The 25,289-nt window shown below is 59.5% G+C and carries 35 protein-coding genes and 2 pseudogenes; 23 read left to right on the top strand and 14 right to left on the bottom strand.

Going from position 1 to position 25,289, the window contains the following annotated elements; translation table 11 throughout:
* The 4 genes from EP867_RS16035 to EP867_RS20540 all read right to left on the bottom strand — a co-directional run.
* A partial coding sequence (locus tag EP867_RS16035; RefSeq protein WP_128490485.1) for a YdaU family protein occupies positions 1 to 411 on the bottom strand: 411 nt, incomplete at its 3' end.
* Between the two features lie 21 nt (positions 412 to 432).
* Complete coding sequence (locus EP867_RS16030; RefSeq protein ID WP_128490484.1) at positions 433 to 804, bottom strand: VRR-NUC domain-containing protein; 372 nt, start codon at positions 802 to 804, stop codon at positions 433 to 435.
* A 1-nt stretch (position 805) separates the two neighbouring features.
* The gene (locus EP867_RS19895; protein WP_164888908.1) at positions 806 to 958 is read right to left on the bottom strand and encodes a hypothetical protein; all 153 of its coding nucleotides are present in this window, start codon (positions 956 to 958) and stop codon (positions 806 to 808) included.
* Positions 959 to 1,119: 161 nt separating this feature from the next.
* Positions 1,120 to 1,338, bottom strand: a complete 219-nt coding sequence (locus tag EP867_RS20540; protein ID WP_124966188.1) for a helix-turn-helix domain-containing protein — start codon at positions 1,336 to 1,338, stop codon at positions 1,120 to 1,122.
* A gap of 10 nt (positions 1,339 to 1,348) precedes the next feature.
* Here EP867_RS20540 and EP867_RS16020 point away from each other — a divergent pair, with 10 nt between their 5' ends.
* The 10 genes from EP867_RS16020 to EP867_RS15980 all read left to right on the top strand — a co-directional run bounded on the left by EP867_RS16020 (position 1,349) and on the right by EP867_RS15980 (position 5,483).
* Positions 1,349 to 1,735 carry a helix-turn-helix transcriptional regulator gene (locus EP867_RS16020; RefSeq protein WP_164888907.1) on the top strand — a complete coding sequence of 129 codons (387 nt, stop codon included), beginning with the start codon at positions 1,349 to 1,351 and terminating at the stop codon, positions 1,733 to 1,735.
* A 337-nt stretch (positions 1,736 to 2,072) separates the two neighbouring features.
* The gene (locus EP867_RS16015) at positions 2,073 to 2,480 is read left to right on the top strand and encodes a hypothetical protein (RefSeq protein ID WP_128490482.1); all 408 of its coding nucleotides are present in this window, start codon (positions 2,073 to 2,075) and stop codon (positions 2,478 to 2,480) included.
* Positions 2,477 to 2,620 carry a hypothetical protein gene (locus EP867_RS19890; RefSeq protein WP_164888906.1) on the top strand — a complete coding sequence of 48 codons (144 nt, stop codon included), beginning with the start codon at positions 2,477 to 2,479 and terminating at the stop codon, positions 2,618 to 2,620. Before EP867_RS16015 ends, EP867_RS19890 begins: the two co-directional genes overlap by 4 nt.
* Before the next feature lie 137 nt (positions 2,621 to 2,757).
* Positions 2,758 to 3,168, top strand: coding sequence for a glycine zipper family protein (locus EP867_RS16010; RefSeq protein WP_128490481.1), 411 nt, complete (start codon positions 2,758 to 2,760; stop codon positions 3,166 to 3,168).
* Positions 3,169 to 3,351: 183 nt separating this feature from the next.
* Positions 3,352 to 3,543: a hypothetical protein gene (locus EP867_RS16005; protein ID WP_128490480.1), complete on the top strand. Its 192-nt coding sequence runs from the start codon at positions 3,352 to 3,354 to the stop codon at positions 3,541 to 3,543.
* Positions 3,543 to 3,737, top strand: a complete 195-nt coding sequence (locus EP867_RS16000; protein ID WP_128490479.1) for a hypothetical protein — start codon at positions 3,543 to 3,545, stop codon at positions 3,735 to 3,737. Before EP867_RS16005 ends, EP867_RS16000 begins: the two co-directional genes overlap by 1 nt.
* A complete protein-coding gene (locus tag EP867_RS15995; protein WP_128490478.1) occupies positions 3,734 to 4,021 on the top strand; it encodes a hypothetical protein in 288 nt (95 codons plus the stop codon). Before EP867_RS16000 ends, EP867_RS15995 begins: the two co-directional genes overlap by 4 nt.
* 102 nt (positions 4,022 to 4,123) lie before the next feature.
* Entirely contained in the window at positions 4,124 to 4,363 is a 240-nt protein-coding gene (locus EP867_RS15990) for a hypothetical protein (protein WP_128490477.1), read from the top strand.
* The gene (locus EP867_RS15985) at positions 4,363 to 5,067 is read left to right on the top strand and encodes an ERF family protein (protein WP_128490476.1); all 705 of its coding nucleotides are present in this window, start codon (positions 4,363 to 4,365) and stop codon (positions 5,065 to 5,067) included. The genes EP867_RS15990 and EP867_RS15985 overlap by 1 nt, the downstream gene beginning before the upstream one ends.
* On the top strand, positions 5,067 to 5,483 hold the full coding sequence (locus EP867_RS15980; RefSeq protein ID WP_128490475.1) for a single-stranded DNA-binding protein: 417 nt from the start codon (positions 5,067 to 5,069) through the stop codon (positions 5,481 to 5,483). The genes EP867_RS15985 and EP867_RS15980 overlap by 1 nt, the downstream gene beginning before the upstream one ends.
* Before the next feature lie 47 nt (positions 5,484 to 5,530).
* On the opposite strand, the gene EP867_RS15975 is transcribed toward EP867_RS15980, so the two are convergent.
* The gene (locus EP867_RS15975) at positions 5,531 to 5,878 is read right to left on the bottom strand and encodes a hypothetical protein (RefSeq protein WP_128490474.1); all 348 of its coding nucleotides are present in this window, start codon (positions 5,876 to 5,878) and stop codon (positions 5,531 to 5,533) included.
* Positions 5,879 to 5,922: 44 nt separating this feature from the next.
* Between EP867_RS15975 and EP867_RS15970 the strand changes: the two genes are divergently transcribed.
* From EP867_RS15970 to EP867_RS15955, 7 genes are read left to right on the top strand one after another with little or no spacing between them, the layout of a single operon-like run.
* Positions 5,923 to 6,321, top strand: coding sequence for a recombination protein NinB (locus tag EP867_RS15970; RefSeq protein ID WP_128490473.1), 399 nt, complete (start codon positions 5,923 to 5,925; stop codon positions 6,319 to 6,321).
* A complete protein-coding gene (locus tag EP867_RS19885; RefSeq protein ID WP_164888905.1) occupies positions 6,318 to 6,545 on the top strand; it encodes a hypothetical protein in 228 nt (75 codons plus the stop codon). The genes EP867_RS15970 and EP867_RS19885 overlap by 4 nt, the downstream gene beginning before the upstream one ends.
* Positions 6,542 to 6,940, top strand: a complete 399-nt coding sequence (locus EP867_RS15965; protein WP_164888904.1) for a Ref family recombination enhancement nuclease — start codon at positions 6,542 to 6,544, stop codon at positions 6,938 to 6,940. The genes EP867_RS19885 and EP867_RS15965 overlap by 4 nt, the downstream gene beginning before the upstream one ends.
* On the top strand, positions 6,937 to 7,071 hold the full coding sequence (locus EP867_RS20460; protein WP_277749369.1) for a hypothetical protein: 135 nt from the start codon (positions 6,937 to 6,939) through the stop codon (positions 7,069 to 7,071). The genes EP867_RS15965 and EP867_RS20460 overlap by 4 nt, the downstream gene beginning before the upstream one ends.
* Positions 7,068 to 7,586, top strand: a complete 519-nt coding sequence (locus EP867_RS15960) for a hypothetical protein (protein WP_128490471.1) — start codon at positions 7,068 to 7,070, stop codon at positions 7,584 to 7,586. The genes EP867_RS20460 and EP867_RS15960 overlap by 4 nt, the downstream gene beginning before the upstream one ends.
* 7 nt (positions 7,587 to 7,593) lie before the next feature.
* A complete protein-coding gene (locus EP867_RS19880; protein ID WP_164888903.1) occupies positions 7,594 to 7,755 on the top strand; it encodes a hypothetical protein in 162 nt (53 codons plus the stop codon).
* Positions 7,752 to 8,828: a tyrosine-type recombinase/integrase gene (locus EP867_RS15955; protein ID WP_128490470.1), complete on the top strand. Its 1,077-nt coding sequence runs from the start codon at positions 7,752 to 7,754 to the stop codon at positions 8,826 to 8,828. Before EP867_RS19880 ends, EP867_RS15955 begins: the two co-directional genes overlap by 4 nt.
* Positions 8,829 to 9,103: 275 nt before the next feature.
* Here EP867_RS15955 and EP867_RS15950 read toward each other — a convergent pair whose 3' ends face one another.
* The 4 genes from EP867_RS15950 to EP867_RS15935 all read right to left on the bottom strand — a co-directional run bounded on the left by EP867_RS15950 (position 9,104) and on the right by EP867_RS15935 (position 14,200).
* Positions 9,104 to 10,081, bottom strand: a complete 978-nt coding sequence (locus EP867_RS15950) for an ATP-binding protein (protein ID WP_128490469.1) — start codon at positions 10,079 to 10,081, stop codon at positions 9,104 to 9,106.
* A complete protein-coding gene (locus EP867_RS15945; RefSeq protein ID WP_128490468.1) occupies positions 10,081 to 12,414 on the bottom strand; it encodes a DDE-type integrase/transposase/recombinase in 2,334 nt (777 codons plus the stop codon). Before EP867_RS15945 ends, EP867_RS15950 begins: the two co-directional genes overlap by 1 nt.
* Positions 12,415 to 13,164, bottom strand: a complete 750-nt coding sequence (locus EP867_RS15940) for a hypothetical protein (RefSeq protein WP_128490467.1) — start codon at positions 13,162 to 13,164, stop codon at positions 12,415 to 12,417.
* A 511-nt stretch (positions 13,165 to 13,675) separates the two neighbouring features.
* Positions 13,676 to 14,200, bottom strand: coding sequence for a transposase (locus EP867_RS15935; protein ID WP_241656936.1), 525 nt, complete (start codon positions 14,198 to 14,200; stop codon positions 13,676 to 13,678).
* Between the two features lie 71 nt (positions 14,201 to 14,271).
* On the opposite strand from EP867_RS15935, the gene EP867_RS15930 reads away from it, so the two are divergent.
* Complete coding sequence (locus EP867_RS15930; protein ID WP_164888902.1) at positions 14,272 to 16,119, top strand: TniQ family protein; 1,848 nt, start codon at positions 14,272 to 14,274, stop codon at positions 16,117 to 16,119.
* Positions 16,120 to 16,985: 866 nt separating this feature from the next.
* Here EP867_RS15930 and EP867_RS15920 read toward each other — a convergent pair.
* Both EP867_RS15920 and EP867_RS15915 read right to left on the bottom strand, forming a co-directional pair.
* Positions 16,986 to 17,372 (bottom strand): c-type cytochrome, encoded by a 387-nt coding sequence (locus EP867_RS15920; RefSeq protein WP_128490464.1) that lies wholly within the window; start codon positions 17,370 to 17,372, stop codon positions 16,986 to 16,988.
* 133 nt (positions 17,373 to 17,505) lie between these two features.
* Positions 17,506 to 18,288: a glucose 1-dehydrogenase gene (locus tag EP867_RS15915; protein ID WP_128490463.1), complete on the bottom strand. Its 783-nt coding sequence runs from the start codon at positions 18,286 to 18,288 to the stop codon at positions 17,506 to 17,508.
* A 408-nt stretch (positions 18,289 to 18,696) separates the two neighbouring features.
* Between EP867_RS15915 and EP867_RS15910 the strand changes: the two genes are divergently transcribed.
* Positions 18,697 to 19,089 carry a group III truncated hemoglobin gene (locus EP867_RS15910; protein WP_128490462.1) on the top strand — a complete coding sequence of 131 codons (393 nt, stop codon included), beginning with the start codon at positions 18,697 to 18,699 and terminating at the stop codon, positions 19,087 to 19,089.
* Positions 19,090 to 19,213: 124 nt separating this feature from the next.
* Here EP867_RS15910 and EP867_RS15905 read toward each other — a convergent pair whose 3' ends face one another.
* Positions 19,214 to 19,915, bottom strand: coding sequence for a VIT1/CCC1 transporter family protein (locus tag EP867_RS15905; RefSeq protein WP_038068518.1), 702 nt, complete (start codon positions 19,913 to 19,915; stop codon positions 19,214 to 19,216).
* 254 nt (positions 19,916 to 20,169) lie between these two features.
* Between EP867_RS15905 and EP867_RS15900 the strand changes: the two genes are divergently transcribed.
* From EP867_RS15900 to EP867_RS15890, 3 genes and pseudogenes are all read left to right on the top strand, one after another.
* Positions 20,170 to 22,125 carry a heavy metal translocating P-type ATPase gene (locus EP867_RS15900; protein ID WP_128490461.1) on the top strand — a complete coding sequence of 652 codons (1,956 nt, stop codon included), beginning with the start codon at positions 20,170 to 20,172 and terminating at the stop codon, positions 22,123 to 22,125.
* Positions 22,118 to 22,570 (top strand): universal stress protein, encoded by a 453-nt coding sequence (locus EP867_RS15895; protein ID WP_124965255.1) that lies wholly within the window; start codon positions 22,118 to 22,120, stop codon positions 22,568 to 22,570. The genes EP867_RS15900 and EP867_RS15895 overlap by 8 nt, the downstream gene beginning before the upstream one ends.
* 134 nt (positions 22,571 to 22,704) lie before the next feature.
* Positions 22,705 to 23,178: pseudogene (locus EP867_RS15890) on the top strand (IS110 family RNA-guided transposase); the annotation flags it as partial.
* A gap of 27 nt (positions 23,179 to 23,205) precedes the next feature.
* Here the strand turns inward: EP867_RS15890 and EP867_RS15885 are convergent.
* Both EP867_RS15885 and EP867_RS15880 read right to left on the bottom strand, forming a co-directional pair.
* Complete coding sequence (locus EP867_RS15885; protein ID WP_128490460.1) at positions 23,206 to 24,027, bottom strand: IS3 family transposase; 822 nt, start codon at positions 24,025 to 24,027, stop codon at positions 23,206 to 23,208.
* Positions 24,024 to 24,329, bottom strand: a complete 306-nt coding sequence (locus EP867_RS15880; protein WP_241656935.1) for a transposase — start codon at positions 24,327 to 24,329, stop codon at positions 24,024 to 24,026. Before EP867_RS15880 ends, EP867_RS15885 begins: the two co-directional genes overlap by 4 nt.
* Positions 24,330 to 24,380: 51 nt before the next feature.
* Here EP867_RS15880 and EP867_RS15875 point away from each other — a divergent pair.
* A pseudogene (locus EP867_RS15875) lies at positions 24,381 to 24,950 on the top strand (IS110 family RNA-guided transposase); the annotation flags it as partial.
* Positions 24,951 to 25,289 lie beyond the last annotated feature (339 nt).

The raw sequence follows: 25,289 nt of genomic DNA, 5'->3' as shown, positions 1-25,289 counted from the left end.
TTCTCTGATATCTGGTTCTGATATCTGACTATGCTTAAGCTCGGCTGTAGCAATTGCTTCCCGCGCATTGATGTTTTTCAATGCGTTAGCGGTTCCGCCCTTCTTTCCAGCGGTCTTCCGTTCCTGCGATATCGAAACCGCTTTTTGGTGCTCTTTCGTCAGTCGGGCGTTGGTGATTACCTCACCCTCGATCGCGAAAAACTCGCTGATCTCTGCCCAGATTTGCTGCCAGCGCTTCGGGCTGACGCGGCAGACGCGAGCCAGTTTCGCCGGGTCGTTCGGCAGGCTTGCGCCATTGCGCCACATCGTCATGAGCAGGAGTAGGTATGCCCCGTGCTGCTCGGTGGTGAGGTGCAGGGTGTCGGCCAGATAGTCACCGACATAGAGCTGCATGAAAGGTGCACTGCTCATGGGAAAACCTCCCCGTGGGGTTCAGTCTCTTTGGTCGGGATGGCCCCACTCAGCCAGCTTGGCACGCACGTCCTCGATGCTCTTAACCACCGCAACGCGGTAGCCGAGGCGCGAGAGTTCGGCGTGAACAACCTTCTGCTCAGGGGTGGCGTAGTTGCCCTTAGCCTTCACTTCGAAGAACAGGGGGCCGTGGAAGGTGAAAGCCACGAGGTCTGGAAAGCCCACGGCCATGCCGAGGTGCTTGTGCTTGGCGATCTGGCGGGCAACTGCGGCGCCGGCCATGCCAAACTCATTCGGGCTGTGGTGGATCACCGGATTGCCGAACAGGACGCTCCGAAGGAAGCCCAGCACGGCAAGGTGAACCTTACGCTCAGGTGACTGGCGCGCGGTCATATCAACGAACCTTGGCGAGGATCTGGTGACGGTCGAGATACCGGGCCACCAGATCGGGATTGCGATTGCACTGGCGCTCGGCCCGGCGTCCCAGATCGACGGTCGGACCAAAGCTGTTCGACAGCGTCAACGTGGGCGAGACAGGCCCAGACATAGCCGCGCTGCTTTTGCTCTGAGAGCAGTCCGGGCAGCCGATAACCACGGCAGCTAGGCGCTTGGCAGAGGCGACAAGGGCCCACACTTAAGCGCCCCGTTGCGGCCTGCGGCCTTGAAAATGGCCGATTAACCGCCATCTGTGATGCATGTTGTGCAACATTACCTACCACCCCGAAAGGAGGAAGGCTCGTCTTTAACCCAGCTTGTCGCCTGAATTGCTCCGCGGGTTTGCCGCTCAATTCGCGCCGCAAGACGCAAGCTGGGGATCATTTTCCCTGCCGCAAGTCGAGAAACAATGCTGGGGTCAACACTGACGGACCGCGCAAAATCGCGGTGAGACAGGCCGTTCTCTTCGAGAAATTTTGCGAAATCCGACATGAGGATTAAGATGCACAATATGCATCAATCAGTCAACAGCATTAATGCACGTGGTGCATTTGCATCACACATGCACATGATGCATGATTTATGCATGAATTTGAAACACATCAGAGCCGCCAGAAAGATGTCACAGCGCGAACTCGCCGCGCTGGCTGGCGTTGATCAGTCGACAATTCAGCGTGCTGAAACCATGCATCACACGGCAAAGCTGGATACCTACAAGCTTTGCGCCCAAGTGCTGGGCGTCACATTGGAGGATATCTTTGCCGAAGATCGCGATGTCGCCGAAATAGCCCTGGTCAGAGCATACCGTAACGCTGATGAGCGTGGGCGCAGGCTGCTGATGAAGCTTGCGGAAGAGGCAGCAGCCCTTCCTCCTGAGCACGACGAATAAACCAAATCAGTTGGGCGTCTGTGAGTCCTGAGAGCTTTTGTGCAAACCCAACCTCCCGTGACGGGGTTGGGTTTTTTCGTGGCCTGCCATAACTGCGCATTTTAACTCCATCTTTTGAAAAATAAGCACTCCCGTTGGCGCGGGAGCCCATAATCTGCAGATCGGGTCATGCGGCAGCTTATGCTGGCGGTTCGGTGTCATTGCCCGGCTCGATATTGAGAACATAGCAGGAACAGGTGCGGGGGTGTCAACTGAAAGAAGCACCGTTTGAAGCTCACTCTTGGATGGCGATAGTGATCGTGCTTATGATCTTGGACCGCTTATGCGAGGAAAAGGTATGACAGAGACAGAAGCGGTTCCTGACTTGATCGCGGCGCACAATGAGCGGGTCAAAATGCGGGCGAATTTTATGAACGCACTGAGCATCGGCCTGATCGGCTTCGCCTTTCTTCGCCCGCTCGCGGAGGGGCAGCTATTTGCCGGCTGGCATACCGTGCCGCTTCCCCCCGATAATGTGGAGCCATCTGGGGCTGAGCTTCCGGCTGGCACGGTGGATTTTCTCCTGGAGATGGAGACACATTACCCGACCCCCAACCGCATCGATCAATTTCTATACCAAGCCCCACCTTTCTCTGGTATCTTTGAATGGGTCCCTATGTGGACGGTCTGGGTTGCTTTGGGTGTGGCCTTGCACTTCGCCGCTCAGAGGCCGCTCCGTAAGCTTAAGAAGGAGGTGAAGAAATGACTTGGTTCGACGTGATCGCGCCGTTCGTGATCTTCCTCATCGGTATGGGGGTGATGCTGCACGGTGAATGGGACACCAAAAGGTTTGAACGGGAGATGAAAGACCTTCACGCCCGGAAGCGCACTTTCCCAGCCGAATGAACTTCCCAAACATGCCCCTGCCAGCCCGCCCTCCGGCGGGCTTTTTGTTGTTTGGAAGCATGCATAGGCTGAAAAATTCCTCTTCCACGCACGTCACGGATGCGTGATGATCTGTGAATTCATGGGAGTGAACGTTGATGCTTAAGAAAACGATGGCGGTAGTTCTGACCGCATCCTTCGTGGCAGGCTGCGTGCAGCCGCTGGAAGAATACCGGCCGGTTGTGGATCCGGGCAGGACCAACGCTGCAAAATTCGAACGCGATCTGACTGCCTGCCGGAGCGTAGCAAAGCAAGCTGAGGCAGATTACACGAAACGCCAGCAGGAACAGATGGGAGCCAACATCATGGCCGGCATCTTGATTGGTGCAATTGCAGGTGCGGCTATCGGCGACAGCAGTAACTATGCCGCTGCGGGGGCTGCCTACGGTGCAGGAGCCGGTGTAGCAGCTACCGATACCGAGCTGGCACATGGCGGGCCGCGCCGGATTATTGATCGTTGCATGACGGAGCGGGGCCACAAAATCCTGAACGATCTCGGTAAGGGTTGATCTTCAGACACCAGTGTTGACACCGAAGCCCCGCCACGCGCGGGGCTTTTTGCTTCCACACATCCGTAAAATTATGATGCACATTATGCATAAAAAGTATTGACGCAATGATGCATAATGTGCATCCTGATCTCATCAGGGCGCGACACATGAGCCGCCTGACACCCCAGATGGAGATCCGAAATGCCCCGCAAGACCGACTTCTCTGTAACCCCGGCTGGCGCCGTTATCCGCGCCGCTCTGCTTGAAGAATACCGCTTCCCGACCGCCCGTCCGGTGAAGCTTGAACCCCTGCCCGCGCCGCTCACCGTGATCGGCCACAACCGCCTCCGGGGCTTTGCTCCTGTCGAGGCCCAGCCGACCCGGGTGCACTGATGGGCAGCAACCTCACCAAGGCGCAATACGCGGCAGAGCGTCTGGCCGCTGCGGCGAGTGCGGCCTACTGGCTGGAGGCCGCTGGCTCTGACTGGGCCGAGGTCAAACGCAACGAGGCCCGCGACCGCTTTCTGGAACTGGCTGAGCTTCTCGGCTTCGGGGTCAGCCCGATCATCACCACGGCTGCGGCATGAAACATTGGCGCGCAGACCCCACAACAGATGCGCGCCCTTCCTGGCATGACCGCTCGCCGGACATCGATGCGCAGAGGCTCATCTGGGAGCAGGAGGACGCGACGAGGCTTCACGCCCTCCTTGATAAGCACAACGGCCCGCCGCGCGATGGGTTCCAGCCCGGCGACCTCCCCTGCCCCCAATGCCACGGCCAGCGCATCGTTCAGGACCACTACGACTACGTCCGGGGCGAGAGCGGCGTGATCCACAGCTGCGATTACTGCCTCGGCTCCGGCACCCGTTGAATTCGCATAGCGCGGCCCTCCCCCGCGCTTAGCCCGCTCGGTTCCTCCTCCCAGTCCCACATCGGGCCGAGCGGGCACCCCATTCCAGCAAAGGATATCCCAATGACTTTCCTTGCCCCGGTTGACCGCGCATCCGCTGCGCCCGTCCCAGCCCTGATCACTGACCTCGACCGCGCCGCAGAAGGCCGGGCCACGGCTGAGGACATGGATACCGTTCTCAGCCGCGACCCGGTGCGCCCTGTTGAGCAGCCTGCCGTTGGTTTCTGGGATCTGCTCGGCTTCGCGGCTGGCTTCGGCCTGCTTTCGGTCGTGCTCGCATTCCTTCTGCCGATGGTGGTGTGATGAGCGATTTGACGCCAATCCAGACCGTATCTGCGGCCCCTGTCACCGGCTCTGCCATTCTCACCGCCATTTCAAAGGCGATGGGGGAAATGAAGCGCCTGGCAAAGGACAACAAGAACACCGAACAGAAGTACGAGTTCGCGAGCGTTGACGACTTCCTCGCAATGACCGGGCCAGTCTGCGCGGCTAACGGCATCATCACACTCATGGACGAGGTGTCGGTCGATAACTTCGAGAAGGCCGGGAAGTACGGCCCGACGCACTGGGCGCGATATGTCTTCGCCATCACCACCTACCACGCCAGTGGAGAGGCTCTGCCCACCGTGCGCCGGTCTGTCGAAGTGATCCGCAGCGGGGCGCAGGCAGCGGGCTCAGCGCAGTCCTACGCCCTGAAGCAGTATCAGCGTGCGCTGTATCAAATCCCGACCGGCGATAAGGATGACCCTGATCATGGGTCACCAGTCGAGCAGGCCCCGCCCCGTCAGGAACAGCGCCAGCCGCCCCGCGATCCCGGCCCGACTGCTGCAGACATGGCCATCAAGGCGCTGAGCGGCGCTGACACCCTCGACCGGCTGGCAGCGATCTGGGGCGACCTGCCCCGCGCCGTGCAGGGGCATCAGTTGGTGATCGACGCGAAGGACGCTGCGAAGGCCCGCCTCTCGCAGTCCGCAAATGAAACCACAAACAACGAAGGGGCACAGTAATGCAGACGCTCATCATTGCCGGGAATGTCGGCAAAGACGCCACCCTGCGCCGCACTCAAGGCGGGGACGCCGTGCTCGGCTTCTCGCTGGCCGTCGATAACGGCAAGGACGCTCAGGGCAACAAGCGCGAGAGCACTTGGTACGACTGCAGCCTCTGGGGCAAACGCGCCGAGAGCCTTGAGCTCCATATCGTCAAAGGCAGCAAGCTGACGCTGCAGGGCACGCCGACCGTGCGGGTGCATGAGGGCAATGCCTATCTCGGCATCCGCGTGCAGGAGCTGACCTTCATGGGCGGTGGCCAGCGCGGTGACAAACAGGGCGGCTATGACCAGCAGGATCAGGGCTACGGCGGTGGACGCTCACAGGGGAACGGTTCAGGCTCTGCCGATGGCTTCGACACGGAGATCCCGTTCTGATGGCTCTCTGTCAGATCACCTGCGATTGCGGAGAGCCCTGTCCGCAATCAGGGCCCATAAGGCCCGGGCATGAACATCGCCATCAGGACTGCGACTACCAGGAGCGCCCAGGAAGTATACGGAAGAAGCCGATCCGATCGCTCGGAAAGCCCGGGTGCCCAACGTCCGGCTACGCCCATGATCAGGGTGAAGCCAAGCAGCGCCCATGCAAGGAACAGGATCCAAGGATGGATATAGACCACCCGCCCCTCCGGCCAGTTTGCCTCCTGCCAGCGCTCTGTATAGGCGAGCAGGAAGATGAATCCGAGGCTCGTGAGGCTTTGATAAACCGAATAAAATTTCAAAATATTCACCCCCTTTGCCTTCCACCCATCTACGAAACCGTGCTGCGCCATTCAACACTCTGCGTTAGCGAGCTGCGCGTCTGGGAGGCCGTCCGATGAGCCAGACCATCATCATACGCGGCGACCGCCAGCGGGATCTGGCGAAAGCCCTGATCGAGCGGGCACCGGCAGATGCGGTGGTGACGATCAAAGAGGCGACCCGCAACCTCGATCAGAACGCCCTCATGTGGTGCCTGCTCAGCGATATCGCCCGCGCCAAACCCGAAGGGCGCCACTGGACTGCTGAGACATGGAAGTGCGCCTTCATGCACTCACTCGGCCATCAGGTGAAGTTCGCGGAGGGCCTCGACGGGTCAGGCCCCTTCCCCCTCGGCTTTCACAGCTCCCGCCTGAGCAAGAGCCAGATGGCCGATCTGATCACCACGATAACGGAATACGGCGACCGGCACAGCGTGCGCTGGTCGAACCCCAAGGCGATGAAAGGAACAGCATGAGCTTTCTCGGCAAGCACTCCGCCTTCGTCGAAAATGCCAATCCGATCGAGGCGCAGTGCCTGAACAAGCAGTCCTTCAAGAGCAAGGCAGCCGCGCTCGACGTGGCCCATGCCCGGGCACCGAAGTGGAAAAAGGGGCGCCGGGCCCCAGAGCGGGCAGTCCCGCGAGAGCCATATCACTGCCGCTTCTGCGGGGCCTGGCATCTGGGCAGGAGGGACCGTTGAGCATCCACCCGGGCAACCTGACTGGGGCCGCCCCTCGCGGCCTCAAAGGCATCACCCGCGAGAGACGCACCACGCGCCGGCAGCGGCAGGGCAAGATCGACCGCGAGTATCTGGCTGATGTGCGCCGCTTGCCCTGCGTGATCTGTGACGCCTTCGGGTTTCACCAGCAGAGCCCGACCGAGGCTCACCACACGATCTGCGGCTGCTTCGGGCAGGACAAAACGCCCGACCGCGAAGCCATCCCGCTCTGTGATGGCCATCACCAAGGCAAGTTCGATCGAGGCCGGATCGCCATCCATGAGGACAAGGCGCTCTGGCAGGACCACTACGGCAGCGACCGCGATTACATCGCCATCACGCAGGACGCGGTGGCCAGACTGAGGGGAGAAACATGAGAGGACGCCGCAGCCTTTTTGACGCGGGCGAGGAGCATCAAGACATGCTCCCCGTGCCCTCTGTCGCCGCGCTGGTGATCGTCGCAGCCATGGCCGTGCTGGCCTGCATCATCCTCTGGAGCGCATCATGAGCCAGCAGTTCAGCATGTTCGATCTATGGCACCCCGTCCCGGTGCGTCTTCCGGTCGATCCGTACGGCGAAGTCGTTCAGGGCGCGCCAGATGAGACCCTCACCCTGCCCCATCCCTGCATGGCTTGGCCGCTGGCGCGCATCGAACTGCATCGGCATACAGACGGCCGCTGGATGTGGTCAGCCTCCGCCGCCGGCAGCAGTTACAAGGTGGGCCCGAAGTGGGGCCGCTTTGCCGGAGAGCGGGATACGGCCCTTTGCGCGGCAGCAAGGGAGATACTCGACTTGGCTGAGAGGGTGACTGCCCCGGACGGCTTCTGCATCAGCGCTGCGCAGCTTCGGCAGGTGAAGGAATGGGCCGAACGGCTTGCGGCACACACCCCGGGTCAGAGCTTCAATCAAGAATGCCCCGTCGCTGACGCCGCCCGCTCCATCCGCAGACACAAGCAACCACGCTTCTGTGAGAGAAGCGCAAACCAAGGAGACCAACGCAATGCGCTCACCACGCCCCACTGAGGCTGCTATGCGCCGGGTCATCACCGCCTGGAAAGAGGCTGGCCTGTCGGTCGGACAGATGGAGGTCACCCCCGAGGGGCGGATCATCATCAGCGCGACGCCACCCGCTGAAAATACCGCTCCCGCCCCTGCTCCGGGTGCGCCGCGTCAATGGCGCAAACAGCCATGAAAGTGAACTTCCCCGGCCTGCTGATTGAGCGCCATCGCAACGGCTCGCTTCGTTACCGCGTCCGCGTGGCGCGGCGAGCAGAGCGGCGGATCCACATTCCGGTCCCGCCGGATCACCCACTCTTTGGGGAATATTATGCGGCTGCCCGAGCGGGCGTGGTCTATTCGCCGGAGATACCGGTGAAGCTCGTCGTCAGATCGCTCGATTGGCTGGCGCAGGGATACCTCGCGCATCTGGAAAATTTGGTCACTGCGAAGCTCGCCTCACCCCTTACGCTGAAGCAGCGCCGTTCCCAGCTGCGGCGGATCTGCGACTTTGACGATGGTGACGGGCGCTACGGCGATTTCGATATAGATGCGCCAACCGCGGCCTTCGTGCGGCTGCGCGATGCCTTCATCGCGACCCCGGCTGAGGCTGACAACATGATGAAGACAGCCCGCGCGATGTATGCTTGGGCTGTGGAGCGCGGAGAAATCAGCCAGAACCCCGTTAAGGGAATTAGCAAGGTGCACCGCTCTCAGGGCGGCGCTGAGGCCTGGACAACGGAGGATCTGCGCCGGCTCCGCTCGGCTCACCCCCTCGGCACCATGGCCCACCTCTGGCTGACCCTTCACATGTTCACGGCCTGCAGGATCTCGGATGCGATCTGGCTTGGTCCGCAGCATGAGGTTGAGCGTGACGGCATGCTCTGGCTCGACTGGCAACCCGCGAAGAAGGGCTCAGTCAGGGTCACAATCCCGATTCTCGGCCCGCTGCTGCGAGCCACCCGCGCGACCTCTTTGCAGGGCCCGACCTATCTTTTGACGGAGGCCGGCAAACCCTTCACCACTCCCGAGGGTCTGCGCAATCGCGTGCGCAAATGGTGCCGCACCGCGGGCCTCACCGACCGCTCGGCCCACGGTATCCGCAAGGCCGTGGCTGAGTTGCTGGCCGAGGCGGGATGCTCCCAGCATCAAATCATGGCCATCATGGCGCACAGCCAGGCGAAGACCTCGGAGATCTATACGCGGGGCGCCCAGCGGCGCGTTTTGTCGGAGGATGCGATGCAGGCTCTGGCATCGCTCGAATGGTAAAGTGTCCCGCAGCTTCGAAAAGCGGGACACCTGCCATTGATTTTACAGGTGATAACGAAGCATAAGAGTGCGAGGCCCGATTTGATTCGAAATCCGCCCCCATAATTTCCCTTATATTTCAGATACCTGCACTGAAGGTTTCTACCTAAAAACCATAAGCATGCGCATCTGAAGCATAAGCGTGCGAACCTGACTTCCGGTCCCGGGCCCTTGCCCTGCATGCGGACATGAAAAGGCCCGCCAGAGGCGGGCCACCTTCACGAATTGTTGGAGGCTTAGTGCTTACGGTCGAGCTGATCGATGAGCTTTTCCGCGTCGAAAGCATGGAGGAAGTCGGGAAGAGTGAAGGGGGTAAATCCCGTGGTCATGCCGTAAACCTCGTTGAAGGCCTGCTCAAAATGTTTGATGGAAATCTCCTTCTCCTTTTCAACCAGACAGGCGGTGAGCGCCGCAATCAACAGCTCGATCACGATGCCCCAGCGATATCCAGCTGCATGACCGAGCCGGTGGAAGAACTTCGGATCACACAAGGGCTGGAAGTCGATGTTGGCCTTCTTCGCGTAAGTGAAAACGAGCTTGATGAGGGCTTCGCGGTCACGCTTGAAATTAATCAGATCAAAATGAATAGCCTTGAGCAGATAGCGCAACTGCAGCCGGTCCTCGCCGCGTTCCTCCATCTCGATGTGTTCGCCCAGAACCGGCACGCCAGAGAGGATCAGGATCATCGGGCAGCTCATGTCTTTCAAGATCTTTTTCAAAATATTGAGGACAACACCATTGGCCGCGTGGCCGCTTTCAGTGAAGGCATGTTGGGCCTCGTCGAAGTGGATCCCGATGACGCCCAGATGGGCGGCCTGCTGGTGAACACGCTCCCACATCTCATTCTCAGTGGCACGAGGCATGGAAGGATACCCCAAGGCTTTAAGGGCCTTAACGGCAAGGTCCTTTGATGAGGTTACCTTTCCGCTGAGGCGGGACTGAACGATGCTCGCAGGCTTGCCGTTCGGCATCGCAGTCTTCGTCTCATTGAACTCGGTGATCATCCGTTCCAGCTCGCGGGTCTTCCCTACCCGTGATTTGCCCGTCACCAAGAGGCCGCGCGCTTCGAAAGGCTGTCCGATGGAGGCCTTAAGATAATAATCAGTCAGGCATTCGCTCAGCATGCGCCGCAGGAGCTCCGCCCGCGGAAACCGATAGTGAGCACTCTTCAGGGGCTGAGCCGCCTCGACGACAGCCATATTGATGAACGTCATTACTTCAACTCCTCGGTGATCTTGGGCGGGACAATGGGCCGATAGATATCCTCGTCGGGCTCGGCCTTGCGCCGCGTCTTAGGGGCGCTTTTGCCCTGGGTGCGTTTGGACGTATGGGCAGCCTCACCACGGATCAGGCTGAAGTCCTCAGCAGCGTCAGGGTCGGCAGCCGACATGTCCAAAGGACGGTTGCCGCCGGAGATGTCGAAGACCATGCCGCGCGGTGCGCCGACCTGAGTGACCGTTCCAGGTGCAGTCCAGTTAGGGGACTGAGCATTCCGGGCAGCTGAGGGCAGGACCGCAGCCCCTGCAATGACCGCCTCGGACTTTTTCCTGAGCTCCTCGATCGTGAAGTAACTCCGAGGCACGTTGCGCTCGAGCTCCATCTTTTGGAGCATCTCGTGCCGGTCCTTCCGGAGCTGGCAAAGACGATCCTCGTGAATTTGCGTCGCGCGGGGGTCTTCTTTGCGCCAGACTTGCAGCAGATCGACAACCTGTTTGAGGTTCAAGTCGGCGAGCTCAGTCATCTGGAGGCGGACGTCCACCGGATACTCAGCCCCTTCGAAGACGATGGTGGCGACGTTCAGATCATCCGGATCGACGAATACGCTGACCTTGCGCGGGAACTGATAACTGTCCCTCAAGCGCTGGAATTCGTCTGAGTTGAACCGGAGAGCCCCGAAGACGCAAACACCCTCATCGGTCGGCGTGACCACCTGCTGGGCGCCCAGCACCATGCGGCGGCGAACCGGATCAATCGGCGTGAAGAGACCCCGCGTGTGGACAAGCGAGTTCAGCACATCGACAGGCCGCCGGCCGTGCATGCCGACACCATAATGACGCATGCGGGGATATTCATCGATGAAGAAACGGCTCAAGATACCGTAGAGTTCAGAAACATTGATCACGCCTGAGGCTTGGGCATCATATCCAGTCAGGTGACCCGCCCGACGCCCGGTATATCCATGGAGCGTATTCAGAAGAGTGGATTCCAACGTGCCGAACATGCGCTCGATATAAGGGCGATCGGTCGAGTTGTAGGCGCGGGTGATCGTATTCGTGGCTCCAAGGCGCACCATGGCTTCGACGGTCTGTCGATTGCGGAGCCCAGTGCCGTTGTCGTTGCGGATATGACCAAGACCCATCGCCGGAGCACCTGACAACTCGCATCCGTAAAGGTCAGCCTCATATTGCTTGCTGCGGGTCGCCATCCGGATCAGCTCGATGGTTGCCTCAGCCTTAGGTTGGTCACTGATGACCCAAGCCAACGGCATCCGCGTCGCAACATCGATCATCACGAGGATATGGAAGCGAGACCTGACCTCTTCGTCCAGTTCTTCAAGTGTTTTGCGCTGCGCAGGGGTAAGCTTTTCCCAATGCCCCTTGGCTTTCGAAGAGACGATCAGCGAGGCTTTGCACTCATCGATTTCAACGTATTCACCAGGGAAGATCGCACGGATATCCGTGCTGCCGCGTCCCAGTTTGTTGCGCGCGTGCTTTGCACCGCCCTCGGCAATCGCAACCGCGGCAGGGGTAAGAAGGTCATTGCGAAACGCCTTAAGGGTCGCGGACGAGGGCATGATCAGCGGCGGCATCTCATTGCGCTGACGCACCATGTTCTCGCGGTGAACAAGGAGCTGCAGGTGTTTCAACACCGTGGCAACGGACGGCTTGGTGGATTTCAGTCCGACTTCTTCCCACGCCTGCTGCATGAGCTCATACAGCCTATGCGGCAGCCTGTTCTCACGACGTCCTTTCAAATGGTCGAGGGGCACCAAAGCGTCCAAGGGATCGTCGTTCGGCCCCAGCTCTTCGTAAGTCGAGAGATATTTACGGATCGTCCGGCCGGCATAGAGGACCCAACCCTGATGCTTCCCACCCCGCGGCTTAGTGGCATGAACTTTCTCGCCAAGGAGCCTGCTGGCTGCATCCGCAATGAACGCACGGGCTGCCGGTTTATCCAGTTCCGCCTCCGACGCTCGGTAGGACGGTTTCCCAAGCTCGCGCCGCTGCCGCGCCTGAAACTCATGTGCTGCACGGCATAGCGCAAGGTGGAATTTAGCAAGGCTCTGCTGGTAATCACTGCAGGCCACATGCGAAGTGACGCTCTTCAACCGAAGGCTGCTGGAGCGTTCATCTACAGGCGGGGTAATCCGCACTCCAGGGAGCTTCAACTGCTCGACAAGCACAGGGAACGGGCAAAAGTCTTCCTGTCCGTTTTCAGGATCCCAGAGCTTATAACCCCTTTCCCCGGTGCTCGTGACGATCTGCTCTCGACCATTCAGCGTCAGGGCAGTCCCAGCAGCAAAATGATATTTAAGCTCCTGTGCCATCTAGGCCCTCTGCACTTTGCTGAGTTCCGAGATGACGTTGTCGAGGTTTGCCAGCAGCTCGCCACGCGCGATCGCCCGAAGACAGGCGCGAAATGCCCTGTCGGGAGAGATCGTAGCAGCTGAACGGATCAGCTCGGCGATGAATACGTCGCCTTGCCGGAACTCAAGGATGTCCATCACGACCTGATCGGCCTCCGCATCCCTTTCCCAAGAAATGTGATGAAGGCGAAACAGGTTTTCGCGCCGCTGCCGCGTATAGTCGCTGGCATTTACGATGATCAGGTCATCTGCTGCGTGGTTAGGCGTGGCAGCCGCGATTGCCTCGATGGCACGCTCGGTAAGCGGCTTCAGGAGGCTGGCCTCATTGCGCACAAAAACGAGCCTGCGATGCCCATCCCGAAAGACGAGCAGCAAGTCATGGGTATAGCGACGCGACACCCCATTCTCATCCAGATAGGTGACAGTCAGCGGCTGAAACTTCAAATCGTAGAGGTTGGGGTCCAACAGCGCCTCAAGGGCAACAGCAAGCTCAGCTGCGCTCTCGGTCATCCCGAGCCGGGGCACCCATCCATTCGCCTCAGTGCGGTAGGTGAAAAACGACTTATGTGACGAGGCGCTCCGCCCGCTCGGATTACGCACACCATCAAAAGGCAAGATATGCCCCAGCTCTGGGAGCTCGATTACGGGCGCGCGCTCCAGCTTGGGCAAGCCATAGGCCCATTCGTCGTGATCTTTGATCCCTTCAGACATGCCTTCTCCATCCCCTGCCGAAACGGCGGAGTTTTTGTGTTGCTGCGGGACAAAGACCAGTTGCCACGGCCCGTTATCGGGCTCTATTGTGGCGACAGATATCGGACGATCTTCGTCCCGCCTTTACAGCGCGCCGCGACATGCGGCGCGCTTTTTTGATGCAAAAGGCCATGCAGTGCCGAGGCACAGCGCAGCCAAAGGGGCCTAGATGACGACCCGCAAAGGGGAGTCAATATCAAAATATTTCAGCTACTTACGGAAAAAAGACACCTTTATCTTTTTTCCGGCTTACCCGTTCTGAACCCTGATTTGAGTTCAGACGCTTAGTCGATTTCATTCATTCGAAAACCTCGTCTGCAGGCTACACGAGATAAATTAGCGCACCCCGCTCTCATCGGGGAGAGGGGGCTCGGTCGTAATCTGTGGAGAAGTTATCGGCTTAAGACAGCTGCGAAGACAAAGATGAATTCTGCTGGACCAGGCAAGCGCCAATGAGGCTTAATCCAACCATTCAGTAGGGGTGCGGCCCAGTGCAGACGACGGCTGCGAGCAGGCTGTCGCGCCTCTTGAGATCATTCAGCACCGTCTGCCTCAAACGCCATGCCGTCTCGTAGGAAATGCCGAATGTTCGACCAAGGTGTTTGGCGGTGACGTAATCACGGCTGCTGATGAAGCGATAGCTTTCGATCACTATCTCAGTGGCGAGGAACCACGTTCTCAGCGGCAGGCGGCTGCGATGCAGAACAGTATCTGTTTTGACCGAAAACTGATGACGGCAGTCTGCGCATTGGAAAAGGCATCGTGAGGCAACCCATGTGAGCACCGCACTCCCGCAGCGCAGGCAGCAAGGCCCTGCGGGCCACCGGACATCACGCACCCGGTCAATGCAACTTTGCTCCGACGGAAAGAAGCGGCTTACCCCGTAGAATGGAAGCTGGTTCCAATAGGCCGTGCAGGTTTGATGGAAGGGCATGCCATCAGGCAGCCGATCAACCTTTGCCCCGTCTTCCAGGATCAACTTGAGTTCCCCGCGCATCGCCTGCAAGCTTGGGCGATCCTAACCACTTCGCAGATTCCAGCCCGCCAATTCCCGTGAGAGGACAAAGTTTGACCTCGTTTGTGACCCCGAAACCACGCGAGACGTTCCCATCATTCTTGGGGCGGGTCGCCGCATCGCGGGGCGTTTCGGTGCTGGAATACACGCGCGACTTAGGTGTGCAGTTTAGAAACATCTTGGAACTTCCTGACGTGATGCGCGAGGGGCTGTTGAAATGGGCAAACCTCTCGGTCCCCCAAATGGACGAGATGCTCTCTTGGACAGGCATACGCAGCGGCGACATCAAGATCACTTATCGCGGTGAAACATTTGGGTCCCGTTCTTTACGCTCGCCAACCGTCCGCGGCTGCCCTGTCTGTTTGCGGCAGGATATGTCGGTTGATGGCACAGCGGCTGAGCTCATGGCACTACGAGGTCACTGGCAATTCCGTGACTGCGTGACCTGCATAGAACACGGGCATCTTCTTGTTCCGCTCTGGAGCCACGATATCGTAAAGGTGCGGTTGGACTCCGCGGCGCAGTTTCAACAATTGGCGCAGCGGATCCAGAGCCAAGAATTGGATATGCCGCGCATAGCCCTCGCTCCATATGATCATTGGCTTGAAGCTCGTCTGATGGGGCAAAAGGATCAGAACTGGATCGACGAATTCTCGATCGATACCGTGACGACGGTTTCGCGATTGCTCGGAGCCAAGATAATCGGACACAGCTTAACCGATTTGAAGCAAGACGTCGGATTGCTCAGAACAGCTTTAGTCGCTGGCTTCTCTACATTGCAGGCTGGGCCGGACGGGTTTCGAGCAGCTCTTGAGCAACTTGCCGCAGGCAAGGCATCAGCAGCGGGTGAACTCCGCAGCGTTTATGGTGATCTTTATACGAGACTTGGGCACGATCTGGGGGGGCAGCCAAGCTTTGATCCGTTCCGGGATATAATGCGAGCCGTAATCATGGGAAGTTGGCCGTTTCCAGAGGGAGAAGTCATCCTCGGCACCCGGTTTGAGAAGCGTTATACACACTCGGTTACGACCGCTGCTGTGCAGGTGAACATTCGTGCCGACAAGATGGCTGCATTGCTCGTGGAAGCCGGTGCCATTGAAGCAGATGATCCACGTCCTTTGGGGCGGCAACTGTTCAGTGCCGAAAAATTTGCTCCCTTCTTGGAAGATGTGGCAAACCTAGTCGGCCAATCCGCTATGCGCCAAGCTATCGGCGCAACTAGGAAAGAATTTGAAATATTGGTGCGAGAAGGCCTCCTACGACCACGCACGCAGATAAAAGAGCTGCGCCAGCCTTGGTTGATTAGGGACGGTCAGGAATTCGTCGAGAAGCTCTACGATATTGCCGTGCCCGGCGTTGATCCTGCGGATGATGCATGGGCAAGACTGGTCAGTATTACAGTGTCAAAGCGAGTAACTTTATCGAACCTCGTCGGGGCGGCGTTGTCGGGTGCCATTCAAATTGGCCTCATTGAGGGCGAGGTCGGTTTTCATGCGATCAGGGCCCTGACTGCGTCGGTCGACAAATGGATTGCCGAGGTAAGGCTGAATACGGAGGAGGGCCAGCTCATGGCAGCCTCCTTATCCCTGGCCGAGTTTGGACGTGCAGTTGGTATACGCGAAATGTCCGATCTTACAGCCTTGATAAGTTTAGGGATTATTTCAGCCACTGAGGTGGTGAATCCATTGAGCCGCAAGAGGCAATGGCGCGTAAAGAAAGACGACATCCGTGATTTTCGAGCCAAATTTACAACGGTCGGGATGCTGGCGGAGGAAACGGGGCAAAGCCCTAACGTCGTCGGGGCAGCCATCCGGCGGGCTAAAATTGCGCCATATTCAGTGCAGAATGTGACATTCAGAAACCTCTGGCCTCGGGAGCGATTGATGGAACTTAAATATTAGTGTTTTGAGGCATTATTTTCCCGCATCTGATCCGAGAAAGGCCGATCGCCACCACCATTTATGCATCATCCAGCACACCACCCAAGTGATTATAGATTGGATAGGCGTCGATAGTCATCGGGGCTCTCATCAAGCACTTTGTTGATTTCCGTCGAGACGTGACCCGGTCACGTCTCGACGGAAATCAACAGGTGTTGGCATTCTGGGGGCCGCGCTTTATTCGCCCGTCTTCACCAGCGCCATTGGCAATATGGGGGACCTGGCCCTTGCGCTGACATGCTTCGTCGCTCTGGTGGCGTGGAAAGCCGCGCCTTGGTTGGTCGTGATGATCGCGGCACTCGGAGGCATAGGGCTAACCCTGCTGTCTTAACAGGCTGCTGAAATAGTCAGGCCAGTAGAATATTTTTACTGTTGCGCCAGATTGCGTCGAACTCACCCGTGCAAAGTATGCTGCTACAATATCACCATCCGGCCACTTGCGATGATGGACTTGGAACTGGTAAATTATATGCAGAAATTCAATAAAATAAGGTGATTTTGGCTTATTATTCGGGCCCAAAGGTCGTTGAAGGCACCGATTACTAGTTTGAATTTCCTGCTAACCGATCAGGCAGTCCTGGCTACCTCCGACTGGCTAGTTCGCATACTTCAAAATCTAGACGGCAAGGCAGTAAGATTTTTCTTGGCGTCCGACTTCTTCAGCATCCTGCTAAAGGCAATTATCCTCGCAGCTACCGTATTGTTCTGGTTATGATTCCTGACCCTAGGCACTATAAATGGCTCTGACACTATCGGTGCGGCCGACTTCGATGAGGTCAGCGATGCCGAGAAGGCCGCACAGATATCGGTCCGTAGGGGCGTGGGCCCTATTGCTGGATGGATTCTAGATAGCGCGTTAGCTCAACCAAGCGTTTGGGGGTGGGGGTAATTGTGCCATCACCTGCATCAAAAGGAACACTTTCACCTTCAAGCAACTGGCCGAATTCGGGCATGTCCGAAGCGGATCGGCCCATCGTATAGCCGTAAATCTTGCCCATCACCTGAAGACGCGGGAAGGTGCCGCCATTCTTGCTCGACAGCGTAGTCAGATTGGTGGCCTTGCCCCCCGCGATGCCCGCTCCATCCGCGCCATGACAGCCTGCGCAATACGTCGCGAAATCGGACTCGGCCCGATTGTTCTGGGGTAGCGGCGCGCAGGCTGCCAGCACGGCCAGCCCCGCTGCGCCCAAGCCGACACTCAAAGTCCACTTCATATCGCTCTCCATTTGTCCTTTGGTCTCCGACCCTTTGGCAGCTCGCCTTGCCGCGCGTAACCCCGCGCTGGCCGGTCTGGGCTAAGTGGCGCCGCCTATCGCCCCCGCTCAGTCTCGGCGGCGCGCTTGCGGATCAATATTTGTTAGACTGCCCGCCATCGATCTCAATCACGGTTCCATTGATGAACTGCGCCTCGCCCGACAGCAAAAACGCGGTCAGCGCGGCGACTTCCTCCGGCTTACCGAACCGGCGCATCGGGTTCGGCTCTACGAACGTCTTGCCCACGCTTTCCCAATCTTCGCCCCCCATTTGCCGCAACGAGGCCTCAACCATGGGTGTCATAATCGCCCCTGGCGCGATTGCATTGATCTGAATGCCAAACTGGCCGTATTCGACGGCGCTGTTGCGTGTCAGCCCGACGACGCCATGTTTGCTTGCAGCATAGCCCGACTGATGCCCCACCCCGCGAATGCCGCCAACCGAGGCGCAATTCACGATGGCGCCATGGCCCTGACGACGCATCACCTTCAACACCTCGGCCATACCGAAGAACACGCCGTCGAGGTTAACCGAGATCACCCGATGGAATTCCTCGGCCCCGAAATCTTCGGTCAGGTTTTGGCGGCCTTCGATGCCGGCATTGTTGAAAAATCCGTCGATGCGACCGAAGCGCTGCAGGGTCTGCGCGACATAGGCTTGAACCTGTGAGAGCTGCGCCACATCGGCGGCGACAGTCACAGTCTCGGATCCCGCAGGAAGCGAGCGCACGGCGGCTGCCAGGCCTTCGGGCGTCAGATCAACGAGTGCTAGTTTGGCACCCTCGGTCGCCAAGCGCTGAGCGGTCGCAAGCCCAAGACCCGAGGCGGCGCCGGTGATGAGGATAACTTTACCTTCAAAACGCTGCGTGTTGGACATGAAGAGCTCCTTTCACTCCTTTATGATCAAGCCGGGGCGGCTCGCCCGCGCCAGCACTTCAGCGGCCTGAATGCTCGGCAACAGGTAACGCCTAAAGGAAAGCTACCACGATGCCGACGCTACCAGCGGGCCGTGATACGCTGGACATACAATACCCTCCCGACCCCGGGTGCTCTTATGGCGAGGACGGGGACATAGGCGCACGATCATACGGATCCGAAACTATAGATATGACGCAGATCAATTTCATCTAGCGAAAATTCCGCTACACGTCGGGCCGCCAAGATCTGATAAACGGATCTGGCACTCTCTGATGTGAGTTCATAAATCTTATGATGGCCGGGTCACGTTAGAAGCCATGCGCAGAGGAAACACTCGTGACACAGAGGCAGGTGAAAGGGGGCCAGCATGAATGCGCGTAGGTTTGAGATTACCGCCGAAGAAATCGGAGTGGTGGTCGCGCGCTTTTACGCAGACATTCGCCACCATCCAGTTCTTGGGCCAGTATTTGCACGGCACGTCACGGATTGGTCAGAGCATGAAAGCAGGATCATGTCTTTCTGGCGTAACGCGATCCTGCGCGAACAGGGCTACGATGGAAACCCCATGTTCGTTCACAAAAAGGCAGGAGACATACGCGCCGAGATGTTTCCAATATGGCTGGACCTCTTTGATAAAGTGCTGGCTGCTAACCTCACAATCGATCAGGCCCACAATTGGTCAGCCCTCGCGCACCGGATTGGCAAGGGCCTCAGCTCTGGGCTTGTGCAGGCTGGCGATCCCCCAAACCTCCGCCGCTGACAGAGAGGCAGCCGTTTCATCAGCCAAATCTTCGACAATGCCAGAGCCGTTAAGCCGGGCCCTTTTGAACTCTAAAATACCTTTCCCCAGATCCCCAAGAAGGGGGGATAGCCCCCCTGTCTGCCTAGACCGCGACCCCAAAGAGTTTCCCGATAGCGGCGGTCACTGCCATCGCGGCACCGCCCCAGAAGACCACACGCAGTGTTGGTCGCAACAACTTGGCTCCGCCGGCCCAAGCCCCGAGAGCCCCGAGAACGGCAAGTGCCAGCAGCGTCGTCACAGTAACCACGACGGCGACAGTTTCTGCGGGTGAGACGAGCGCAGCGACCATCGGCACGGCCCCGGCCAAAGTGAACGTGAGTCCAGAGGCAAAGGCAGCCTGTAAGGGATTGGCGCTATGCACCTCAGAGAGGCCGAGTTCATCGCGCACATGGGCACCAAGCGCGTCAGCTTCCGTCAACTCGCGCGCGACAAGCGCTGCCGTCGCGGGCGAGAGCCCTCGGCTCTCCCAGATAGAAGCCAGTTCCGCCTCCTCCTCCGCGGGTGTCTCGCGCAGAGCCTGCGCCTCACGGGCGATGTCAGCACCTTCAATATCCGATTGTGAGCTGACCGAGACATATTCCCCCGCCGCCATCGACATCGCCCCGGCGGCCAATCCCGCGGCGCCTGCAATCAACACCGCCTCTGCGGAAGGATTGGCGACCGCCACCCCCACGATGAGCGCCGAGATCGAGACGATCCCATCGTTGGCGCCGAGCACCGCGGCCCGCAACCAACCGCTGCGGTTGACGAAATGCACTTCTTCATGGGCTGACTGATAGGTCATGGCCGTCCCGCTCCAATTTCATACTGTCGACCTGACCCTGCAGGTTCCAGGCCGCGCCAAGGCTTCACCGCTCATCCGCGCTCGATGGATCGAAACGCTGACGAGGCCATCGACTTCCTTACATTTCCGGTAACAATGTAGGGTGAACCAGATCATTGCAATTGATCTAGGTCATGGCCGACGTTCGACGGAATGAATTATCGGCTCGTCATGCGCTGAGCCCGCCCCATGCGTGTCAACACAGGAAGCTTCCTATGCCCAGCACTGCCCCAGCAAGCCTTGAAGAACGCCTCATGCTTCCCCTCACGCTCGTGACGAGTTTCGGCATGGCGGCCGCCTTCTTCGGCACCTTCGTGCTGCCGGGGATCTGGCTCACGGCAGGGCTGGCACTTGTCTATCTTGCGGCTGGGCTTCCAACGGGGCTTCGCGCGCTTGGTTCGCTTTTCAAGGACCACGTGCTCGACATCGACCTGTTGATGATCATCGCGGCTTTGGCCGCGCTTGCGGTAGGCGCCCCACTGGAGGGGGCGGTTCTCCTCACGCTCTTCAGCATATCGGGCACGCTGGAGCATCGCGCTATGGGCCGCGCCCGCCGCGCGATCGAGGCGCTGATGGCGCTGCGCCCCGAGACTGCGCTGCGGCTGAGCGCCACGGGCGCGACAGAGGAAATCCCCGTCGTGGCGCTTCGCGAGGGGGATTTGCTTGTCCTGCGTCCGGGCTCGCGCGTGCCCGTGGATGGCGTGCTTGTCACCGGCGAAGGCACGGTCGACGAGGCGACGATCACCGGAGAGTCGATGCCCGTCTCGAAGGCGCCCGGCGCGAAGCTTTTCGAGGCGACGGTCAACCTCAATTCCGTGCTGACCATGCGCGCAAGCGCCACCGTCGAAAGCAGCACCGTTGCGCGGATGATCGACATGGTGACCGAGGCCCAAGCCGCCCGCGCGCCGTCCGAGACCTTCAGCGCCTGGTTCGGGCAGCGCTACACCGTGGCCGTGCTTTTGGGGGCCACGCTGGCCTTTGTTGTTCTCTGGGGGATGGGGGCTTCCGCCTCCGACGCCCTCTACCGCGCTGCGGTGCTGTTGGTGGCGGCAAGCCCTTGCGCCGTGGTGATCTCGGTGCCCGCCGCCATGCTGTCGGCGCTGGCGGCTGCGGCACGGGGCGGCGTGTTGTTCAAAGGTGGCGCGGCGCTTGAAGCCTTGGCAGAAGTGAAGAGCTTTTCCTTTGACAAAACCGGCACCCTGACCACCGGAGTTGCAGAGGTCACCGACCTCACCTCAGAGACCCCCGAGGGGCGCATGCTGGCGCTGCTCTCGGGTTTGGAGGCGCAGTCCGAGCATCCGATCGCCGCCGCGATCCGGCGCCGGGCAGAGGCCGAGGGGCTTGCCCCCGCCGCCATTCGGGATGTGGTGACCCATCCGAGTGAAGGCATCACCGGGATCGACGAAGAGGGGCCGATCTGGGCCGGAAACCAGCGGATGCTGGAGCGGATGGGGGCACGTGCCGATACCGCCGGGGCTCAGCGGCTGAAGGCCTCTGCCCAAACCGTCACCTGGATCGGCCGCGGCGCGCAGCTGATCGGTGGTGTTACGGTGGCAGACCGCCCGCGGCCAAGCTCTGCCGCCGGGCTTTCGCAACTGCGTGCGGCGGGGGTGGCGCATCTGGCCCTGATGACCGGGGATCGCCGCCCGGTCGCCGAGCGGATCGGGCGGGAGCTTGGCTTTTCAGATGCGGAAATCAACGCCGAGCTCTTGCCTGAGGACAAAGTGAGGCTGGTTGCCGCGCTTGCGGAAAAAGGCCGAACGGCCTTCGTCGGCGACGGGGTGAACGATGCCGCAGCCCTTGCCCGGGCGGATGTCGGCGTCGCTATGGGGGTCGCGGGCAGCGAGGTGGCGCTGCAGGCCGCGGATGTCGCCCTGCTGTCCGAGGACATGACGCGCCTTGCCGCCGCGCGGAAGCTCGCTTTGCGCACACGCCGGATCATCCGGCAGAACCTTGGCTTTGCTCTGGCGATGATGGTGCTTTTGATGATCTCAGCGCTCTTCTTCGACCTACCCTTGCCGCTTGCCGTCATCGGTCATGAGGGGGGCACCGTTCTCGTGGTCCTAAACGGCTTACGGCTCCTTGCTGATCCGATCCGCAATGATCTCGGTGCGGCGCGAAAAGCGCCCTCGCATCCCTCCTCCCAACCTCAAGAGGTTTCTCATGTATAAGCACATCCTTATCACCACCGATGGCTCTGAGAACGCGGGCCTTGGCCTTGAGCATGGCCTTACATTGGCATCCTGCATCGGCGCTGCGGTAACGATCCTGACAGTGACGCCACCCTTTCCGATTGTAGCAGCGGCGATGGGGGCCGGGTCATACACGCCGGTGGCGGTGCTTGAGGGCTATGATCAGGCGCAGCGTGAAACGGCCGAGCGGATCCTTGAGGCCGCCGCAGAGCGTGCGAGACATGCGGGCGTTTCTGTAACGGCCCTGCATGTGCCCGATGCCACGCCTGCTGATGCTATCTTAGAGCGCGCCGAGGCACTTGGTTGCGATCTCATCTGTATGGCCTCTCACGGGCGGCGCGGGCTAAAGCGGATGTTGCTTGGCAGTCAGGCAACCGAGGTTGTCACCCGTTCCGCAATCCCCGTCCTGGTCGTGCGGGCCTGATACCCCTCGGCCCGCTGAGAAGCGGGCCGGGCCGAATACAGAAGGTTGGGATGACCGGCTCTGATGCTGTAACCGCCCCCCGACGGCATCTTTGTGCCAAGGTGGGATCGTCATAATCCATTTGGGAGGCGGTCATGTCGGAGATTATTACACTCGGCCTGGATCTGGCAAAGAATGTGTTCCAGCTTCATGGCGCTGATGGGTCTGGAAAGGTCGTTCTGCGCAAGAAGCTGCGGCGCGATCAGGTTCTGGTCTTTTTATCAGCGCTCCCACCCTGCGTCGTCGCCATGGAAGCCTGTGGCGGCGCTCATTTTTGGGGCCGTGAGATCGGGAAGCTTGGCCACGAAGTTCGCTTGATCCCGCCGGCTTATGTGAAGCCCTTCGTGAAGCGGCAGAAAAATGATGCGGCCGATGCTGAGGCCATCTGCGAAGCGGCTCAAAGGCCAACGATGCGCTTCGTGCCGGTGAAAAGCGAACGGACCCAGGGCTCAGCTATGGTTTTTCGGGTCCGCGAAGTGCTGATCCGTCAGCGCACCCAGCTCATCAATGCGTTCCGTGGCCATCTCACGGAGTTTGGGCAGATCGTGCCGCAGGGCACCTCTAACATTGTATTGACCCAGCGGAATCTGCTCAGGTTAAGCTGCTAATTTGAATGCCTCTGCCGGCGTGCGCATGGCAAGGGCCTGATGAGGTCGGCGGTTGTTGTAGAAGCTGATCCAGTCGCCGATGGCGCGTGTTGCGTGCTGGATGCTGTCGAAGCGTTGGCGATGGACGCATTGCTCCTTCAGCGTCCGGATCACGCGCTCGACCATGCCATTCTGCTGCGGGCAGTGGGGTGTGATGAACTCCTGCTTCAACCCGTAGTTGCGGACCAGTGCCGTGAACTTGCGGCTGGTAAAAACCAGGCCGTTGTCCGACCTCAGCAGGAACGCGTGATTGACGCGGCCGAGGGTTCCGAAGCGGCTGATGAGCGCATGCTCCAGCGCACTGGCTGCAGTCGTAGCCTTGCCGGATCGTGACAGATGCCAGCCCAATAGCTCGCGGGTGTGGCAGTCGATGACCAGAGCCAGTGTGGCCCAGCCATCCCGCCCTGCCCAGACCCGGCACATGTCGGTCGACCAGCGCTCGTTCGGGGCCTTGGCCACGGACGGGATCGCCTCGATGCGGGGACGCATGCCAATGGGCCGCTTGCGCACCTGCCAGCCTTTGAGCTGAAAGACACGTTGCACGGTATTCTTGTTGAAGCCGAGCAGCCAGGCCACCGTCCTGTAGCCAAAGGACGGTTCCTTCTCGATCATGGCCTTGATCGGCTCAGAGAACCGCGGATCGACCTTCGGAACCGCCTTGGTTGGCCGGTAATACACCGTCCGGCGCGGCACCCCAAACCAGGCGCAAAGCTTGGTCAGCGGAATCTTGATACCCTCAGCGAGAAGGCCCTGATGAATGCTCTGGATCATTTGTCGCCCTGTGCATCCAGCAGGGCTTGGTATTTTTTTCGCGCGCGCAACTCCAGCATGGCCTCGCCATAGGCCTCCTGAAGATCCTTCAACTGCTTCTCGTATTGCTCGCGGATGTCGAGCGGGTTCGCCCGCAGGGAATTCTCCATCCCCCGCTTCGCGTCATCAACCCACCCTTCAATCTCCGAGGGCGACAGGTCGAAGGACCGGCTGGCCTCCGCCACCGTCGTCTTGCCCTGAATGATCTCGATCACCAGCGCGGTTTTACGCTTCGCCGTCCAGCGCTTGATGCTGTCGTCCATGGTCAAACTCATTGCTACGTTCTCCCTTGTAGCATGAGCAGGTTTTCAGTGGGTCGATACAACATTTCCAAGTTGATCAAGATTGTCGAGGATCCGGCCTGCGGACTACCGGCTGAAGCGGTCGCTACCTTGCGGGTCTTGATCATGTCGCTCCGGTATCTGGAGGAAGAGATCACCAAGCTTGACGGTGAGATCGCGCGTCGTGCCAAGGAAGATGATCTTGCCAGACGTTTGATGACAATCCCCGGCATAGGACCACTGATCGCTACGGCCTTTGCAACACTTGCGCCTGCTGCCGAGACCTTCCGCAAAGGCCGCGATTTTGCGGCGTGGTTAGGCCTCGTGCCACGGCAACATTCAACGGGCGGCAAACAACGCCTGGGGGCGACTACCAAGATGGGAGAGCGATCATTGCGGCGGCTGCTGATCATCGGCGCCAATAGCGTAATCATCAAACGGAATGTGCATACCAGCGCAAAGCCTGGAAGTTGGCTGGGCGAGATGCTCGGTCGCAAGCCCACCATGCTGGTGCGGGTGGCACTGGCCAACAAAATGGCGCGGATCGTATGGGCCCTGATGGCTCACGGTAGCGTCTACAAGGCTCCGGCACCAACGATGTAATTCGTCGAGGGCCGCGAGACGTCGAAGCGAAAGAGGGCAAGGAGACGTTTGGCGCAACGGTCGCGAGACAGGATCAGGAAAACCAGTTGCGCAACATGTGCCACTCGAGCACGCGGCGCTGATTTGGACCTGATCTGCGAACACCATAGTGGCCCGCGGCATAAGATGGCCGCAGCAGTGGCCGGATACATGTCAGCACCCGACAACGCGTCAAAAAGATCCAAATTACCCTCTTGCGCAAGGGGCGGTTATACATGTTGCGCAAATCGCGTGTTTGCCGAGGTTCCCCTTTCCCCGGACAGACTTATCCCACGGCTTCCGTGACAGGTATGCCGAGCG

Origin of the sequence: Falsigemmobacter intermedius (genome assembly GCF_004054105.1) — a bacterium.
GTDB lineage: Bacteria > Pseudomonadota > Alphaproteobacteria > Rhodobacterales > Rhodobacteraceae > Wagnerdoeblera > Wagnerdoeblera intermedia.
The sequence above is the reverse complement of the archived record's forward strand: the minus strand, read 5'-3'. Positions and strand labels throughout refer to the sequence as shown.

Bases quoted from the DNA above. Each gene is read 5' to 3' on its own strand.
- EP867_RS16000 (WP_128490479.1), top strand. From the start codon at position 3,543: ATGGGCAGCAACCTCACCAAGGCGCAATACGCGGCAGAGCGTCTGGCC.
- EP867_RS19895 (WP_164888908.1), bottom strand. From the start codon at position 958: ATGTCTGGGCCTGTCTCGCCCACGTTGACGCTGTCGAACAGCTTTGGT.
- EP867_RS19885 (WP_164888905.1), top strand. From the start codon at position 6,318: ATGAGCTTTCTCGGCAAGCACTCCGCCTTCGTCGAAAATGCCAATCCG.
- EP867_RS15950 (WP_128490469.1), bottom strand. From the start codon at position 10,081: ATGACGTTCATCAATATGGCTGTCGTCGAGGCGGCTCAGCCCCTGAAG.
- EP867_RS16005 (WP_128490480.1), top strand. From the start codon at position 3,352: ATGCCCCGCAAGACCGACTTCTCTGTAACCCCGGCTGGCGCCGTTATC.
- EP867_RS15960 (WP_128490471.1), top strand. From the start codon at position 7,068: ATGAGCCAGCAGTTCAGCATGTTCGATCTATGGCACCCCGTCCCGGTG.
- EP867_RS19890 (WP_164888906.1), top strand. From the start codon at position 2,477: ATGACTTGGTTCGACGTGATCGCGCCGTTCGTGATCTTCCTCATCGGT.
- EP867_RS15935 (WP_241656936.1), bottom strand. From the start codon at position 14,200: ATGCGCGGGGAACTCAAGTTGATCCTGGAAGACGGGGCAAAGGTTGAT.
- EP867_RS16030 (WP_128490484.1), bottom strand. From the start codon at position 804: ATGACCGCGCGCCAGTCACCTGAGCGTAAGGTTCACCTTGCCGTGCTG.
- EP867_RS16020 (WP_164888907.1), top strand. From the start codon at position 1,349: ATGCACAATATGCATCAATCAGTCAACAGCATTAATGCACGTGGTGCA.
- EP867_RS15945 (WP_128490468.1), bottom strand. From the start codon at position 12,414: ATGGCACAGGAGCTTAAATATCATTTTGCTGCTGGGACTGCCCTGACG.
- EP867_RS15885 (WP_128490460.1), bottom strand. From the start codon at position 24,027: ATGATCCAGAGCATTCATCAGGGCCTTCTCGCTGAGGGTATCAAGATT.
- EP867_RS15955 (WP_128490470.1), top strand. From the start codon at position 7,752: ATGAAAGTGAACTTCCCCGGCCTGCTGATTGAGCGCCATCGCAACGGC.
- EP867_RS15920 (WP_128490464.1), bottom strand. From the start codon at position 17,372: ATGAAGTGGACTTTGAGTGTCGGCTTGGGCGCAGCGGGGCTGGCCGTG.
- EP867_RS16015 (WP_128490482.1), top strand. From the start codon at position 2,073: ATGACAGAGACAGAAGCGGTTCCTGACTTGATCGCGGCGCACAATGAG.
- EP867_RS15975 (WP_128490474.1), bottom strand. From the start codon at position 5,878: ATGGCGCAGCACGGTTTCGTAGATGGGTGGAAGGCAAAGGGGGTGAAT.
- EP867_RS15940 (WP_128490467.1), bottom strand. From the start codon at position 13,164: ATGTCTGAAGGGATCAAAGATCACGACGAATGGGCCTATGGCTTGCCC.
- EP867_RS19880 (WP_164888903.1), top strand. From the start codon at position 7,594: ATGCGCCGGGTCATCACCGCCTGGAAAGAGGCTGGCCTGTCGGTCGGA.
- EP867_RS15995 (WP_128490478.1), top strand. From the start codon at position 3,734: ATGAAACATTGGCGCGCAGACCCCACAACAGATGCGCGCCCTTCCTGG.
- EP867_RS15980 (WP_128490475.1), top strand. From the start codon at position 5,067: ATGCAGACGCTCATCATTGCCGGGAATGTCGGCAAAGACGCCACCCTG.
- EP867_RS20460 (WP_277749369.1), top strand. From the start codon at position 6,937: ATGAGAGGACGCCGCAGCCTTTTTGACGCGGGCGAGGAGCATCAAGAC.
- EP867_RS15970 (WP_128490473.1), top strand. From the start codon at position 5,923: ATGAGCCAGACCATCATCATACGCGGCGACCGCCAGCGGGATCTGGCG.
- EP867_RS15880 (WP_241656935.1), bottom strand. From the start codon at position 24,329: ATGGACGACAGCATCAAGCGCTGGACGGCGAAGCGTAAAACCGCGCTG.
- EP867_RS15990 (WP_128490477.1), top strand. From the start codon at position 4,124: ATGACTTTCCTTGCCCCGGTTGACCGCGCATCCGCTGCGCCCGTCCCA.
- EP867_RS16010 (WP_128490481.1), top strand. From the start codon at position 2,758: ATGCTTAAGAAAACGATGGCGGTAGTTCTGACCGCATCCTTCGTGGCA.
- EP867_RS15910 (WP_128490462.1), top strand. From the start codon at position 18,697: ATGAATGCGCGTAGGTTTGAGATTACCGCCGAAGAAATCGGAGTGGTG.
- EP867_RS15905 (WP_038068518.1), bottom strand. From the start codon at position 19,915: ATGACCTATCAGTCAGCCCATGAAGAAGTGCATTTCGTCAACCGCAGC.
- EP867_RS15900 (WP_128490461.1), top strand. From the start codon at position 20,170: ATGCCCAGCACTGCCCCAGCAAGCCTTGAAGAACGCCTCATGCTTCCC.
- EP867_RS15915 (WP_128490463.1), bottom strand. From the start codon at position 18,288: ATGTCCAACACGCAGCGTTTTGAAGGTAAAGTTATCCTCATCACCGGC.
- EP867_RS15985 (WP_128490476.1), top strand. From the start codon at position 4,363: ATGAGCGATTTGACGCCAATCCAGACCGTATCTGCGGCCCCTGTCACC.
- EP867_RS15895 (WP_124965255.1), top strand. From the start codon at position 22,118: ATGTATAAGCACATCCTTATCACCACCGATGGCTCTGAGAACGCGGGC.
- EP867_RS20540 (WP_124966188.1), bottom strand. From the start codon at position 1,338: ATGTCGGATTTCGCAAAATTTCTCGAAGAGAACGGCCTGTCTCACCGC.